At 74.0% G+C, this 15,235-nt stretch carries 8 protein-coding genes; 6 read left to right on the forward strand and 2 right to left on the reverse strand.

Features of this window, described 5'->3' with window-relative positions; all coding sequences use genetic code 11:
* The first annotated feature begins 483 nt into the window (after window positions 1-483).
* From O7606_RS02650 to O7606_RS02665, 4 genes are read left to right on the forward strand one after another with little or no spacing between them, the layout of a single operon-like run.
* On the forward strand, window positions 484-7,809 hold the full coding sequence (locus tag O7606_RS02650; RefSeq protein ID WP_281597370.1) for a non-ribosomal peptide synthetase: 7,326 nt from the start codon (window positions 484-486) through the stop codon (window positions 7,807-7,809).
* Window positions 7,806-8,978, forward strand: a complete 1,173-nt coding sequence (locus O7606_RS02655; protein WP_281597371.1) for an FAD-dependent monooxygenase — start codon at window positions 7,806-7,808, stop codon at window positions 8,976-8,978. The genes O7606_RS02650 and O7606_RS02655 overlap by 4 nt, the downstream gene beginning before the upstream one ends.
* A gap of 2 nt (window positions 8,979-8,980) precedes the next feature.
* Complete coding sequence (locus O7606_RS02660) at window positions 8,981-10,426, forward strand: condensation domain-containing protein (RefSeq protein ID WP_281597372.1); 1,446 nt, start codon at window positions 8,981-8,983, stop codon at window positions 10,424-10,426.
* Window positions 10,423-10,890: a nuclear transport factor 2 family protein gene (locus O7606_RS02665; RefSeq protein ID WP_281597373.1), complete on the forward strand. Its 468-nt coding sequence runs from the start codon at window positions 10,423-10,425 to the stop codon at window positions 10,888-10,890. The genes O7606_RS02660 and O7606_RS02665 overlap by 4 nt, the downstream gene beginning before the upstream one ends.
* A 48-nt stretch (window positions 10,891-10,938) precedes the next feature.
* Here the strand turns inward: O7606_RS02665 and O7606_RS02670 are convergent, their stop codons facing one another.
* Window positions 10,939-12,156: an iron-containing alcohol dehydrogenase gene (locus O7606_RS02670; protein WP_281597374.1), complete on the reverse strand. Its 1,218-nt coding sequence runs from the start codon at window positions 12,154-12,156 to the stop codon at window positions 10,939-10,941.
* 20 nt (window positions 12,157-12,176) lie between these two features.
* Window positions 12,177-13,664 (reverse strand): NAD-dependent succinate-semialdehyde dehydrogenase, encoded by a 1,488-nt coding sequence (locus O7606_RS02675; RefSeq protein ID WP_281597375.1) that lies wholly within the window; start codon window positions 13,662-13,664, stop codon window positions 12,177-12,179.
* A gap of 171 nt (window positions 13,665-13,835) precedes the next feature.
* Between O7606_RS02675 and O7606_RS02680 the strand changes: the two genes are divergently transcribed.
* Both O7606_RS02680 and O7606_RS02685 read left to right on the forward strand, forming a co-directional pair.
* On the forward strand, window positions 13,836-14,573 hold the full coding sequence (locus O7606_RS02680; protein ID WP_281597376.1) for a GntR family transcriptional regulator: 738 nt from the start codon (window positions 13,836-13,838) through the stop codon (window positions 14,571-14,573).
* Window positions 14,574-14,663: 90 nt separating this feature from the next.
* Window positions 14,664-15,233 carry a DJ-1/PfpI family protein gene (locus O7606_RS02685; RefSeq protein WP_281597377.1) on the forward strand — a complete coding sequence of 190 codons (570 nt, stop codon included), beginning with the start codon at window positions 14,664-14,666 and terminating at the stop codon, window positions 15,231-15,233.
* Window positions 15,234-15,235 lie beyond the last annotated feature (2 nt).

Raw genomic sequence — 15,235 nt, forward strand, 5'->3', positions numbered from 1 at the left:
CCGATAGATATAGGAGTTGATCAATGCAATTATCACTCTGTGACTACCGGTTGGGAACTTTGCGTGTTGTCGCCGCCCCGCTCGTCACCTGAACCGCGTCCCGCCGCGGACAGCGGCGGTGGCTGAGCCGGCCCCGCGCCACGATCGCGACACCGCCCGCCCGCACCACCCTGCCACCCGTCCGGCCTCCACCGCTGCCCGCTCGGCGCCCACCGCTGCCCGCCGATGCCACCGCGCCGCCCGGGTATGCCGTCGCCGCCGCCGGACCGCACTGCCCCGGGCGGTCGCCGGGCCCCGCACCCGCCCGGCCCTGACCCGCCCGGCCCTGACCCGCCCGGCCCCGAACCGACCCGCCCCCGAACCGACCGGCCCCTGACCCACCCCGGCCCCCGAACCGGTCCGGCCCCGGAGCCGCCCGGGGAGCCGGTCCAGGCGCCGCGCCGCCGCTGACCCGCCGCCGCCACCCAGGAGGTAGAGCGAACCATGCCGAGATCCGGCCCCGCGCCACTGACCCCGTACCAGCGCGACATCTGGGCGTCGGCCGCGCACCTGCCCGAGAGCCCGCAGTTCAACTGCTCTGTCAGCGTACGGTTCACCGGCCCGCTCGACGTCGACCTGCTCCGTGAGTGCCTCGGCCGGGCGCTGGACCGCAACGACGCGTTCCGGTTGCGCTTCGCCGAGTCCGACGGCGTCCCCTACCAGTGGGTGACGCCGGAGGCCCCGCCGATCCGACTGGTCGACCTGAGCGCCACACCGGACCCCTGGTCGAGCTGTCTCGCCTGGCAGGACCGGGCCGACGACCGGCCGATCCGCCCGGACGGTGGCGCGATGTGCGAGGTGACCCTGCTGCGGGAGAGTGACACCGTCACCCACCTACACGTCAAGGCGCACCACATCGTGGTCGACGGCTGGGCCCTGCACCTGTTCGTCGCCCGGGTACGCGAGGACTACGCCACGGTGTCCCGGACCGGGCGACCCTCGGCGTCCGCCCCGCCGGCGTACCTCGACGTCGCCGGGCGGTCCGCGACGTACCTCGGCTCGCCCGACTGGGAACGGGACCGCGCCGCGCTGCGGGCCACGCTGGACGAGCCGGCGGAGGGACTGTTCCACCGGACGGTGACGCCCGCGCGGCGGCGCAGCGTCCGGTACCGCTTCCCGATCGAACGTGCCCTCGTCGACCGGCTCCGCGAGCAGGGCGACTCGCCGTACGCCTTCGTCGTGGCCATGCTCGCGGTCCAGTTGTCCCGGGTGCGCCAGCACGACCGGGTCGTGCTGGGCATCCCGCTGGGCAACCGGCACGACGAGGACGAGCGGCAGGTCGCCGGTCTCTTCGCCAACCTGCTGCCGCTGGTCGTGCGACCGGACCCGACGGAGTCGCCCCGGGAGCTCGCCGGCCGGATCCGGCTCGCCCTGCGCCAGCTCCGGCAGCACGAACGGCTGCCCCTCGGCGACCTGCTGCGGGGTGGCGTCCCCACCGGTGAGGCGCCCCGCCGGCCCTTCGACGTGACCGTCACCCACCTGCGCTGGCCGCCGCACGCCGAGATCCCCGGCGTGCGGACGGAGACCGGCGTGCACGGGCGGGCGCACCACCAGGACGCGTTGGCGCTCTACGTCAACGAGCTCGACCCCACCGGCGACCTCACCGTCGAGCTCGACTACGCGGCGGACGTCTTCGACGCCGACTTCCCGATCGCCGCCTTCGCCCGGCAGCTACGGGTGCTGCTGCGGCACGGCGTCGAACTGGCCGACAAGCCCCTGACCGGGGTGTCCATGTTCACCCCGGCCGAGCGCCGTGACCTGCTCGGGCGCTGGAACCGGACCCGCCACGACCACCCGCTGGAGCGGACCCTGCCCGAGCTGCTCGAGGAGCAGGCGGCCCGCACGCCGGACCGGCCGGCCGTGGTGGCCCCGGATCCCCGGCGGTCACTGACCTACGCCGAGCTGGACGCGCTCACCGAACGGGCGGCCCGGGCGCTGCGCGCCGACGGTGTCGGGCCGGGAGACCGGGTCGCCGTCCTCGTCGAGCGGGGGCCCCGGATGCTGGTGGCGATCCTCGCCACGCTCCGGGCCGGCGCCGCGTACCTGCCGCTGGACTGCGGGTTTCCCGAGCAGCGGATCCGGCACCTGGTGGCCGACGGCGGCGTCCGGGCGCTGATCGTGGACGAGGGGTCGCCGGTGGTCGAGCCGCCACCGGCCGGGGTGGTGGTCCGGTCGGTCGACGCCCTGCTGGCCGCCGCGGGCAGCGACCGCCCGGCGCCCGTCGCGGGGGCCCGGGACCTCGCCTACGTCATCTACACCTCGGGCTCGACCGGCAACCCCAAGGGGGTGATGGTCGAGCACCGGTCGGTGATCAACCGGCTGGCCTGGATGCAGCGGCAGTACCCGCTCGACGCCGGCGACGTGCTCCTGCAGAAGACCCCGATCTCGTTCGACGTCTCGGTCTGGGAGCTGTTCTGGTGGACGCTGGCCGGCGCCCGGCTCGCCCTGCTGCCCCCCGGCGCGGAGAAGGACCCGCGCGAGATGGTGGACACGATGACGCGGCAGCAGGTCACCGTCGTCCACTTCGTACCGTCGATGCTCGGGCCGTTCCTCGACCTGCTGGAGGCCGAGCCCGCGCTGCGGCCCGGCCTGGCCCGGCTGCGCTACGTCTTCTGCAGCGGCGAGGCGCTGCCCCCGGCGCACGTGCGGCGGTTCAACCGGATCTTCGCGTCGGCCGGGCGTCGGCCGGCGCTGGTCAACCTCTACGGCCCCACCGAGGCGACCGTCGACGTGTCCTGGTTCGACTGCCCCACCGACCCGGCCGACCCGGTGCGGCGGGTGCCGATCGGCCGGCCGATCGACAACCTCCGGATGTACGTGCTGGGCGCCGACGGCGAGCCGCAACCGTGCGGCGCGGCCGGTGAGCTGTACGTGGCCGGGGTCGGCGTCGCCCGGGGCTACCTGGGGCGGCCGGACCTGACCCGGGAACGCTTCACCGACGACCCGTTCGTCCCCGGCGAGCGGATGTACCGCACCGGTGACCTGGCCCGCCGGCTGGCCGACGGCACGATCGAGTACCTGGGCCGGCGGGACGGCCAGGTCAAGATCCGCGGCAACCGGGTCGAGCTGGGCGAGGTGCAGAGCCGGCTGGCCACGTACCCCGGGGTGCGGGACGCGGTCGTGGTGGACCGGGACGCGGCGGGGCTCGGCGCGCACCTCGTCGGGTACTACGTCGCGGCGGACGATCTCGACCCGGGCGCGTTGCGCGCGCACTGCGCCGACGCGCTGCCCGGTTACATGGTGCCCAGCCGGTTCGCCCGCATCCCGCGGATCCCGCTGACCGCCAACGGCAAGCTGGACCGCGCGGCCCTGACCGGGCCGGCCGACGACGCCGGGCCGGTACGCGCCGCGCCGTCGAACCCGACGGAGGCGGCCATCGCCGAGATCTGGGCCAGCGTGCTCGGCCTGCCCGAGGTGGGCGTGCACGACAACTACTTCACCATCGGCGGGGACTCCATCCTCAGCCTGCGCATCCGCGCCCAGGCGGAACGGCGCGGCATCCACTTCTCCCTGGCCGACCTGGTGCGGCACAGCACCGTCGCCGAGCTGGCGCTGCGGGTCCGTACCGGCGCCGAGCGGACCGAGACGCCGCGGTTGGCGCCCTTCGAGCTGGTCGCCGGGGTGGACCGGAGCCGGCTGGCCGGCACGGCGGGAGTGGTCGACGCGTACCCGGCCACCCGGATGCAGCTCGGTCTGCTCTATCACAGCCGGGAACGGGAACGGACCGCCGTCTTCCACGACGTCTTCCGTTACACGCTGCGGATGCCCTGGCGGGAGGAGGCGTTCCGGGCCGCCGTCGAACGGCTCGTCGCCCGGCACCCGACCTTGCGTACCGGCTTCGACCTCGGCGGGTACGCCGAGCCCCTGCAACTCGTCCACGACCGGGTCGAGGGCGGGCTGGAGGTCGTCGACCTGCGGCCGCCGGGGGCGGCCGACTGCGGGTCGGCGTGGGCCGAGCGGGCGGAGCGGGAGATCGAGGCCCACGTCCGGCAGCGGCGCTACCGGCGGTACGACGTCGAGCGTCCTCCGCTGTACCTGTTCCGGATGCACGTCCTGCCCGACCGGCTGGAGCTGGTGCTCAGCTTCCACCACGCCATCCTGGACGGTTGGAGCGTGGCCAGCCTGATCGCCGAGCTGTGCCAGGACTACCGGCACGGACTGGACCCGGCGAGCCCGCCGGCGCCGGCCGGGACGCCACCGTCCCCCGCGTACCACGCCGCGGCCGAGCGGGCGGCGCTGGAGAGCGCGGCGTCCCGTCGCTACTGGCGGGACAAGCTCGACCCGGTGACGCCGGCCCAGTTCGACGGGTTCCGCGCGCACCAGGCGCCGGGCGACGGGTCAGCCGTGGTACGTCGGCTCGACCTGCCGGCCGACCTGGACCGGGCGGTCGACCGGTTCGCCCGCCGGCATGCCCTGCCGGTCAAGTCGATCCTGCTGGCGGCGCACTGCCTGACGTTGCGGCTGTTCGCCGGTGGCGCGACGGTGACGACCGGCCTGGTCACCCACGGTCGGCCCGAACGCGACGGCGCGGAACGGACCGCCGGCCTCTTCCTCAACACCCTGCCGATCCTCCTCGACGCCACCGACGGCACCTGGCGGGACGTGGTGGCGGCGCTGTACCGGCAGGAGCGGGACGACCATCCCCACCGGCGGTACCCGCTGAGCGCCATCGTCGAGGAGACCGGCGCGGCGCTGTCCACCGCCTTCAACTACGTGCGCCTGCGTGGGCTGGCCGGTCTCGCCGCCGACGGGACGCTCGTCGACTTCCGGACCTGGGAGGAGACCAACTTCGCCCTGCTGGTCAACGTCATCGTCGGCCCGGACGGCGACCGGCTGGGCCTGCGGGTCGACTGTGACGGCGCGCTCGTCGGACCGGACCAGGCCGACCTGGCCGTCGACACCCTGCTGCGGATCCTGGAACGGATCGTGACCCGGCCGGACGAGCCGGTCGACCTCGGCTTCCTGCCCCCGGCCGGGCCGGCGGGGACGGCCACCGACGCCGGGTCGGCTGACCTGGCCACGGCCCCCGCCGGGCCAGGCGGCCCGACCACGGCCGACGCCGGGCAGCCACCGGCCGACGTGGTACGCCTCTTCGCCGCGCAGGTGGCCCGGGATCCGGGGGCGACGGCCGTGACGCACGGTGACCGCCGGTGGAGCTACGGTCAGCTAGACCGGGCCGCGGAGCAGGTCGCGCGCCGGCTGGTCACGCTCGGCGCGGCCGGGAGCCGGATCGGGATCGCCCTGGACCGCTCACCGGAGCTGATCGCCACCGTGCTCGGGGTGCTCCGGGCGGGCGCGGCCTGCGTGCCGCTGGACGTGAGCTATCCGGCGCGCCGGCTGGCCCTGATGGTCGCCCAGGCCCGGCCACTGCGGGTGGTGACCCAGCGCCGGCACGTCGGCCTGATCGACGACGCGTCACTGGCGCTGCCGGTGGAGTCGATCCTCGACCCGCCGGACCTCGACACCCGGGGCGGCGTCGACGCCCCGGAGGACGCCGACCGGCCGCCGCTACCGGACATCGCCCCGGAGAGCACCGCGTACCTGCTCTTCACCTCCGGCTCGACCGGTCGGCCCAAGGGGGTGCCGATGCCGCACCGGGCGCTGGCCAACCTGGTGCGGTGGCAGCTCGGGCAACCCAGCGGCACGGGCGCCCCGGCCACCCTCCAGTTCGCGCCGCTGAGCTTCGACGTCTCGTTCCAGGAGATCTTCGCGACCCTCTGCGCCGGCGGCCGGCTGCACCTGGTCGGCGAGGAGGACCGGCAGGCGCCGGCGGAGCTGCTGCGCATCCTCGACCGCGAGGAGGTGGAACGGGTCTTCCTGCCGTACGTGGCCCTGCAGGAGCTGGCCCGCACCGGGCAGGCGCTCGGGTTGCGTCCGCGCCGGCTGCGGGTGCTCGTCTCGGCCGGCGAGCAACTGCGGGTCACCGAGGAGATCCGCGCCTTCTGCGCCGGGCTCGACGGCGTGCTGCTGGAGAACCAGTACGGGCCGACCGAGACGCACGTGGTGACCAGCCATCCGATGACCGGCGATCCGGCCGGCTTCCCCGTCCTGCCGCCGATCGGCCGACCGGTGGACGGCAGCGAGGCGCTGGTGCTGGACGCCCGGATGCGCCCGGTGCCGGTGGGCGTGCCGGGGGAGCTGTACCTGGGTGGGATCTGCCTCGCCGACGGCTACCACGACGATCCGGAGCTGACCCGACGACGGTTCGTCGACCGCCCCGGCGGCGGTCCGACCGCGCGCCTGTTCCGCACCGGTGACCTGGCCCGCGTCCTGCCCGACGGCAGCATCGTCTGGCTGGGCCGCGACGACGACCAGGTCAAGGTACGCGGCTTCCGGGTCGAGCCGGCCGAGGTGGAGATGGCCGTCCTGTCGCTGTCGCCGGACGACGCCGCGCTCCGGCAGGTCGCGGTGGTGGCCCGCCGGCGCGGCGACGCGGACGCCTTCCTGGCCGCCTTCCTGGTCGGTGACGCGGACCGGGTCGATCTCGGTGACCTACGGTCCCGGCTGCGGGCGCTGCTGCCGGAGCACCTGGTGCCGGCCCGGTTCGAGTGGCTGCCGGAGCTGCCGAGGACCGCCAGCGGCAAACGGGACGACGCCGCGCTGCGGGCGCTGCCGCTGGCCGCCGTGTCGCGCGTCGACGCCGCGCCGCCCCGGGACCCCTACGAGCGCCACCTGGTCGAGATCCTCGCGGAGCTGCTGCACCTGCCGACGGTCGGCGTCCGGGACGACTTCTTCGACCTGGGCGGCACGTCGCTGACCGCGATGCGGCTGATCGTGCTGATCGAGCACCGGTACGACGTACGGCTGCCGTTGGCCACCTTCGTCGCCGGCCCGACCGTCGAGCAGTTGGCGGCCTGGCTGCGTACGGCGGGCACGGCGGCGACCCCGGCCTACGACCCGGTGGTGCCGATCCGCGTCGGCGGCGCCCGCCGGCCGATCTTCGTCGTCCATCCACTCGGCGGCAACGTGCTCTGCTACGCCCGGTTGGGTCGTGAGCTGCCGGACGACCAGCCGCTCTACGCCCTCCAGGCGGCCGGTATCGAGCCCGGCACCGAGCCGCTGACCAGCGTGCCCGAGCTGGCCCGGGCCTACCTCGCGGCGATCCGGCGGGTGCAGCCCGACGGGCCGTACACCCTGGCCGGCTGGTCGTTCGGCGGTTTCGTGGCCTTCGAGATGGCCCGGCAGTTGCGGCAGGGCGACCCGGACGCGGTGGCGCACCTGATCCTGCTCGACCCGATCGCCCGGGACTTCCGGCAGCGCCCACCGGCGGACGACCACGCCCTGCTGGAGTGGTTCTTCTGGGAGCTGATCTGGCAGGAACGCGGCGGTCGGGCGCCGGTGGTGGGGATCCCGGCGGAGCTGGACGACGAGGCGAAGTTCGACTTCATCGCCGGGCGCGCGGTGGCGGCGGGGCTGCTGCCGTCCGGGGCCTCGACCGCGCCGGTCCGCCGGCTGTACCGGGTCTTCCGGGCCAACTGGCAGGCCATCCTCGACTACCGGCCGCCCGTGACCGACCAGGACATCGTCCTGCTCCGCGCGAGCGGCGCGCTGCCCGACGTGCTCGCGCCGATGCACCGGGCGGCCGGCAGCCGGCACCTGGACGCGACCAACGGCTGGGCGGACCTGACCCGGGGCCGGGTCGACGTGATCGATGTACCCGGTGACCACCTGGTACTCCTCGAAGAGCCGCACGTGAGCGCGGTGGCAAGGGAGGTCGTGGCCGTGACGACAGGACGACGGACGACGCTGCTCGGAGGTTCCGGATCATGACGGACCGCCGACGACCCAAAGTGATCGTGATCGGCGCCGGTATCGGCGGGCTGACGGCGGCGGTGGCGCTGCGCCGGGTCGGGATCGAGGTGGAGGTCTACGAGCGGGCCACCCGGTTGCGCCCGGCCGGTACGGCGCTGTCGCTGATGTGCAACGCGCTGGCCGCGCTGCGTACCCTCGACATCGACCTCCGGTTGGACAAGCACGGCCAGGTCTTCGAGGAGTTGCGGTTCCTGACCACCCGGGGCCGGCCGATCCGTACCCTGCGGTTCAAGGAGATCGGCGACCGGCTGGGCGAGACCAACGTGGCCATCCACCGGGCCGACCTGCAACAGGCGCTGCTGACCGAGGCGGGTGACTGCCCGATCTTCCTGGGCGCGACCGCCGAGCGGGTCGAGACCGGCGCCGACGGCGTCCGGGTCACCTTCGCCGACGGCCGCGAGGCGTACGGCGACGTGCTGATCGGCGCGGACGGCTTCCACTCTGCGGTCCGCCGTCACCTGTTGGGCGCCGAGACGCCGCAGGAGGCCGGCTACGTCTGCTGGCTGGCCACCATCCCGTTCACCCATCCCCGGATGACGCCGGGATACGTCGGGCACTACTGGGGCGCCGGTCAGCGGTTCGGACTCATCGACATCGGGCAGGGCCGGGCGTACTGGTGGGGCACGAGGAACATGGCCCCGGACGAGGCCCGGCGGTGGCGGGGCACGGTGGACGACATCGCCCGGGTCTACCGGGGCTGGGCGCCCGAGGTGCGCGCGGCGATCGACGCGACGCCGCTGGAGGCGATCGTGACCGTACCGGCCCAGGACCGTCCGTTCCTCGAACGCTGGGGTGCGGGGCCGGTCACCCTCCTCGGTGACGCCGCGCACCCGATGCTGACCAGCCTGGGTCAGGGGGCGGCGATGGCGGTCGAGGACGCGGTGGTGCTGGCCACGGTGCTCGCCGACGCGCCCGACCCGGTCGCCGGTCTGCGCGAGTACGAGGACCGGCGTCGCAACCGCGCCCGCCAGGTGGTGGCGACGTCCCGCGAGGTGAGCCGGATCGAGCAGTTGGCGGCGCTGCGGCCCCGCCTCGGCCGCAACCTGTACTTCCGGTTCGCGCCGATGGCCCGGTTGAACGCGGCGAACGAGGCGGTCCTGTTGACCTTCGATCCCGCCGGGTCCTGACGATGACCCTCTCGCGCCCCGGTGACCGGCGGACGGCGGCGGACGCCACCGGGGCCGGGCCCGCCCGGCCACTGAGCCCGGTCGAGCGCTGGTACTGGATCGCCGACCAGGTCTCCACGTTGAACGTCGTCGGTCGGGTCCGGGCCGACGGCCGGCTCACCCTGCCCGACCTGCGCCGGGGCCTGGACGCGCTCCAGCGGCGGCACCCGCTGCTGCGGGTGGCCATCGCGGTGGACGGCAACTCGGCCGACCCCCGGTTCGTGTCGACCGGCAGCCCGATCCCGCTGCGCCACGTCCCGGCGGACGACGCCCGGCCCGGACCGCCGGACCGGTGGTGGGAGCAGGAGGTCGACCGGCGGGAGCTGGCCGAGCCGGTGGACTGGCGTCGTGGCCCGCTCGTCCGGGCGGTGGTCCTCGACCACCCGGCCGGTGGCCACGACCTGCTGGTGACGGTGCCGCACTGCGTCGCCGACGGCACGACGGTGCTCGCGCTGCTGCGCGACTGGGTGGAGTTCGCGGCGCGGCCCGCCGCCGTCACCGACGGCGCGGTGACCCCCGACGTCGAGTCGGCGCCGGTACGGCCGCCGGCGGAGCGGATGCTGCCCTGGCGACACCGGGGGTGGGCCGGTCGGCTCGCGCTGGCCCGCAAGCAACGGCGGGACGGTCGCGACCTGGTACGGCACCGACCGCGCCGGGTGGAGCCGAGCCTGGCGGTACCCTTCGCGCAGCGGCAGACCCGGCTCGTCCACCGGGAACTCACCCGCGGGCAGGTCGACGCGCTGGCGCGGGCGTGCCGGCGGGAAAACACGACCGTGCACGGCGCGCTCGCCGCCGCCATGGTGGCCGCCGTGGCGCGGGACGCCGGGCCGGTCACCCCGGGCGCCTTCTCCATCGGCTCGCCGATCGACTTCCGGTCCGCCCTGACGCCACCGGTCTCCGACCGCGAGGTGGGCAGCTACGTGGCGACCGTACCGTCGATCGTCGGGTACCGGCCGGACGGGGGACTCTGGCCGATGGCCCGGACGGTCAGCCGTGACCTGGCGCGCCGGCGGGCCCGGGGCGAGCACTTCGCGATGGTCAACCTGGTCACCCGGGCCTGCCCGCCCACGGTGGCCGCGGCGGCGCCGTTCCTGGAGTTCATGGAGGCGAGCGGGCCGATCAACCTCTGCCTGTCGAACCTCGGCCGGTACGACTTCCCGGCCGAGGTCGGCCCGGTACGACTCTCCGGCGCCCAGTTCGTCGCCGGCATCTCGGTCAGCGGCTACCTGGTGGGCACGGTCAACACCAGCCACGACCGGCTCTTCTGGAACTTCACCTACATCGACCGGGCCATGCCCACCGGACGGGTGGAACGGATCGCCGACGACGCCGTCCACGCTGTCCTGTCCGCCTGCGACGGCCCGGCCGGGAAGCAGATCCTCGATGGTAGCCCCAGGGAGGCCCGATGACCGACACCACCACCGAGGCGCGTCGCGACGGGTCGCGCGCGGTCTTCGCCCGGCAGTTGAAGCTGCTGGAGACCGGGGGCATCACCGAGTGGGTGGCGCTGTTCCACCCCGACGGGGTCCTGGAGTTCCCGTACGCGCCGCCCGGCTTTCCCCGCGAGGTGCGCGGGACGGAGGCGATCCACGCGCACATGCGGAACTTCCCCGAGCAGCTCGACGTGACCTTCTCCGGGGTGGTCCACCACGACACCGTCGACCCGGAGCTGGTCGTCGCCGAGTTCGAGGCGGTCGGCACGGCGCTGGTCAGCGGTCGCCCGTTCCGGCAGCGCTACGTCTCGCTGCTCTGGCTGCGCGACGGCCGGATCACGCGCTACCGCGACTACTGGAACCCGCTGGCGGTGCTGGCCGCGATCGGCGGCCCGGACACCTTCCGGGAGCTGTTCGCCGACCCGGCCGCCGGAGGCTGACCGCCCACCAGCCGGTCCCCGACGACCGGTCGCTGACTCCGCGCGGCGTCAGGACGCGCCGGTCCGGTCCCCGCGCCAGGCCGCTTCGAGGATCGCGGTGAGGCTGGCCGTGTCGGTCGGGCCCGGATGGTTCTGGATCAGGCGGGTGACGCCACCGGCCAGCTCCGCGAAGCGCGGGAGGTCGGCGCGGGCCACGCCGATGTCCGCCAGGCTGGCAGGGATGCCGATGTCGGCGAGGAGCCCGTCCAGCCAGGTGAGGAACACGTCCGTGGCCTCGGCGTCCGAGGCGTCGGCCACGTCGAGCCCGCACACCCCGGCGAGGACGGCCAACCGGTCGCCGATGGCGTGCCTGGCCGCGTCCAGCGCGTAGGGGAGCAGCAGCCCGACGCCCAGGCCGTGCGGCGTGTGCGTGGCCGCGCCGATGGGGTACTGGAGAGCGTGCGGGGCCGCGTTGCCCGCGTGGGAGAAGGCCAGCCCGGCCAGCATGGACCCGTAGGACATGTCCGCGCGCGCGTCCGGGTCGCCGCCGTCGGTGACCGCACGGCGCAGGCTACGGGCGATCCGCTCCGCGGCCCGGAGCGCGTAGTGGTCGGTGATCGGGTTGCGACCGAGGAACACCTGCTCCACCGGGTCACGCGGCCCGTGGGGCCGGGGCCGCGCGGTGTAGCTCTCCACCGCGTGGCAGAACGCGTCGATGCCGGAGTGGGCGGTGACGGTCGGCGGGCAGGTGTAGGTCAGCTCGGGGTCGACGATGGCGAAGTCGGGGATGATGTGGACGCTGGAGACGCCCACCTTCAGCTCGCGGTCCGGGTCGGTCAACACCGAGACGGGGGTGAGCTCGGAGCCGGTGCCCGACGTCGTCGGGACCGCGACGAGCGGAATGCTCCGCCCCGGCACCTTCGACTCGCCGTAGTAGTCGCGCGGCGTCCCACCGTGCCGCCGGACGACGCCGACGATCTTGGCGAGGTCGATCACCGTGCCACCCCCGACGGCGAGGATCACGTCCGCGTCCACCCCGGCGGCGACCGAGACGGCCAGGTCGACGTCGGCGAGTGGCACGTCCGGAGTCGCGTCGGAGAACACCTCGACGGCTTCGACCCTCTCCCGTACGGCGGCCACGATCGCGGCCACGCCCGGCTGCCCCAGGAGAACCTGGTCGGTCACGACGAGGACCCGCGAGCCCAGCTCGGCCACCACCCGTGGGATGTTCTGCGCGACCCCTTCGCCCACTATCAGTTGGCGTGGTCCGCGGACGGTCTCGAGCATGTCAGCGCCTCCCCGCGACGTCACGGCAGGTCGATCGCCGCGTAGGTGAGGTCGAGGTACTCCAGGATGCCCTCGTGCGCCCCCTCCCTGCCGATCCCGGACTGCTTCACGCCGCCGAACGGGGCTGACGGATCCGAGATCAGACCACGGTTGACGCCGAGCATGCCGGTGTCCAGCCCCTCGGTGAACCGGAGCGCCCGCCGCAGGTCCCGGGTGAAGACGTAGCCGACCAGGCCGTGCTCGGTGTCGTTGGCCCTCGCCAGCACCTCCTCGTCGGACGTGAACGACATGATCGGCGCCACCGGGCCGAAGATCTCGGCCTTGAGCATCCGCGCGTCGTCGGGCACGTCGACCAGGACGGTGGGCGGGTAGAAGTGGCCCGGCCCGTCCGGACGCTCGCCGCCCACCAGGACCCGGGCGCCGCGATCGACCGCGTCGGCGACGAGCGCGTCGATCCTGGTGACCGAGGCCCCGTCGATCAACGCCCCGACCTGCACGCCGTCGTCGAGACCGTGGCCCATCGACAGCGCGCCCATCCGCTCGGCGAAGCGGGCCGTGAACTCCTCGCGTACCGGCTCCTCGACGTAGATCCGGTTGGCCGCGACGCAGGACTCCCCGATGTTGCGCATCTTGGCCACCATCGCGCCGTCGAGCGCCACGTCCAGGTCGGCGTCGGCGCACACGATCAGGGCCGCGTTGCCGCCCAGCTCCATGGACGTGCGCAGCACGTTGTCCGCGGCCTGTCGCAGCAGCGTCCGTCCGACCTCGGTCGACCCGGTGAACGACAGCTTGCGGGTCCGGCCGTCGGCCAGCAGCGCGGAGACCACCTCGCCGGCACGCCTGGTGGTCACCACGTTGACGACGCCCGGGGGAACGCCGACCTCCTCCATGACGCGGGCCAGCAGCAGCATGGTGAGTGGCGTCTGGGCCGCCGGCTTGGTGATCGTCGTGCAGCCGGCGGCCAGCGCGGGAGCGATCTTGCGGGCGCCCATGGCCAGCGGGAAGTTCCAGGGCGTCACGAAGACGCACGGTCCGACCGGCTTCGGGACGGTGAGGATGCGGTACCCACCGGCGGGAGCGGTGCGGTAGCTCCCCTCGACGCGGACCGCCTCCTCGGCGAACCAGCGGAAGAACTCCGCGCCGTAGGTCACCTCCGCCCGAGCCTCGGCGAGCGGCTTGCCCATCTCCAGCGTTATCAGCCGGGCGATCTCCTCGGACCGCTCGGTCAGCGCCCGGTACGTCGCGGTCAGCAACTCCGACCGTCGCCGCGGCGGGGTCGCCGCCCACTCCGTGGTCGCCCTGCTGGCCGCGTCCAGAGCGGCGAGTCCGTCGACGACGTCGGCGTCCGCCACCTCGGCGACGGTCCTGCCGGTGGCCGGGTCCTCGACGGCGAAGGTGGCGCCGCCCGCGGCGTCGCGCCAGCCGTCGCCGATCCGGAGCCGCCGGTGCCCGGGGGCCAGGACGGTCATCGGGTCACCCCACCGAGCAGGGGCGTCGAGCATGCTCATGGGAGGCTCCAGGTGATCGGTGGAGAGCGATGGCGGGCGGTCTGCGCGATGCCGCAGGATGGCTGGCGTCCGTCATTTTTCCTATACGATCCGGTCGGGCCGTCAGCATGTCGCAGCGTGGTGACCGATGTCAACAGGCGCACGGAGACCAGGAGAGGACCGCACGTCACGATGGGCGACGAAGCGATGATCGCGGGGGGCCGTCGGGTGCCGCCGGGCGGAACGTCGTCGGGAAGACCCGGCGGCCGGCTCGCCGACGAGGTGTACGACACGCTGCTCGGGCAGTTGATGTCGCTACGGATCGAGCCTGGATCCCGCGTCACGATCGACGTCCTGGCGCGCGAGCTGGGGGTCTCGCAGACGCCGATCCGGGACGCGCTGAACCGCATGGAGGCCGAGGGCCTGGTGGTGCGGGTGCCGCATGCCGGCTACCGCATTCCACCCCAGATCACCCGGCGCCGGTTCGAGGACATGCTGGAGGTCCGCCTGCTCCTCGAGCCGGCGGCGGCGCGCCGGTGCGCCGAACGCGCGTCCCCGGCGCAGGTGGCCGGTCTGCGCCGGATGCTGGCGGAGATGGCGGAGCTGGAGGGGGGCGACGGGCCCACCGCCTACGGCGCCTTCGGTCTGCGCGACGCCGCCCTCCACGACCTCGTCGCCCGCAGCGCGGAGAACCAGGTCATCCGGGAGGCGCTCGCCCGCCTGCACAGCCACGTGCACCTCTTCCGGCTGCACCACGACACCCAGGTCACCCACCTGGCGATGGCCGAGCACGAGGAGGTCGTGGCCGCGATCGCCGCGCGTGACCCCGACGCCGCCGCCTACGCGATGCGTCGGCACATCCTGCGCTCCGGCGAGCGCTTCCGACGACTGTTCGACGAGATCGGGGACGCGGTGGCGGTGGAGGCTTGACGGGCGGGCGGGGCCGGGTAATGCTGACTCAATCGGATTCGATCGGATTGGATCTACCTCACCCGCGCCCCCAGATGCGAGGAGAAGCAGGTGCCCAGAGCGCTGCTCCTGACCGGCGACGCCGCGGAGGAGCTCGACACCATGTATCCCTACTACCGCGTGCAGGAGGGCGGCTGGGACGTCGACGTCTCGTCACGGACGCTGCGTGACGTGCAACTGGTCATCCACGAGTTCGACCCCAACTCCGACGCCTACGTGGAGAAGGACGGCCGGAAGCTGCCGGTCGACGTGCCCTGGGCCGAGGTCGACGTCGAACGTTACGACGCCCTCATCATCCCCGGGGGCCGCGCCCCCGAGTGGATCCGGGTCGACGCCGACGTCAGGCGCATCACCGAGCACTTCTTCGCGCGCAACCTCCCCGTCGCGCTGGTCTGCCACGGCGCGCAGGTGCCAGCGGTGTACGGGCTGCTGAAGGGGCGCAGGACGGCGTGTTTCCCCCCGATCACCGGCGACATGGAGAACGCGGGCGCGACGGTCGTCGACGCTCCCGACGTCGTGGACGGCAACCTCGTCTCCTGCCGGGGTTGGCCCGACATGCCGCAGTTCGGCCGGGCGATGATGGAGGTCTTCTCGAAGTCCGTCGACCCCGCGTCGGCCTGAGC

Origin of the sequence: Micromonospora sp. WMMD882 (genome assembly GCF_027497255.1) — a bacterium.
GTDB lineage: Bacteria > Actinomycetota > Actinomycetes > Mycobacteriales > Micromonosporaceae > Micromonospora.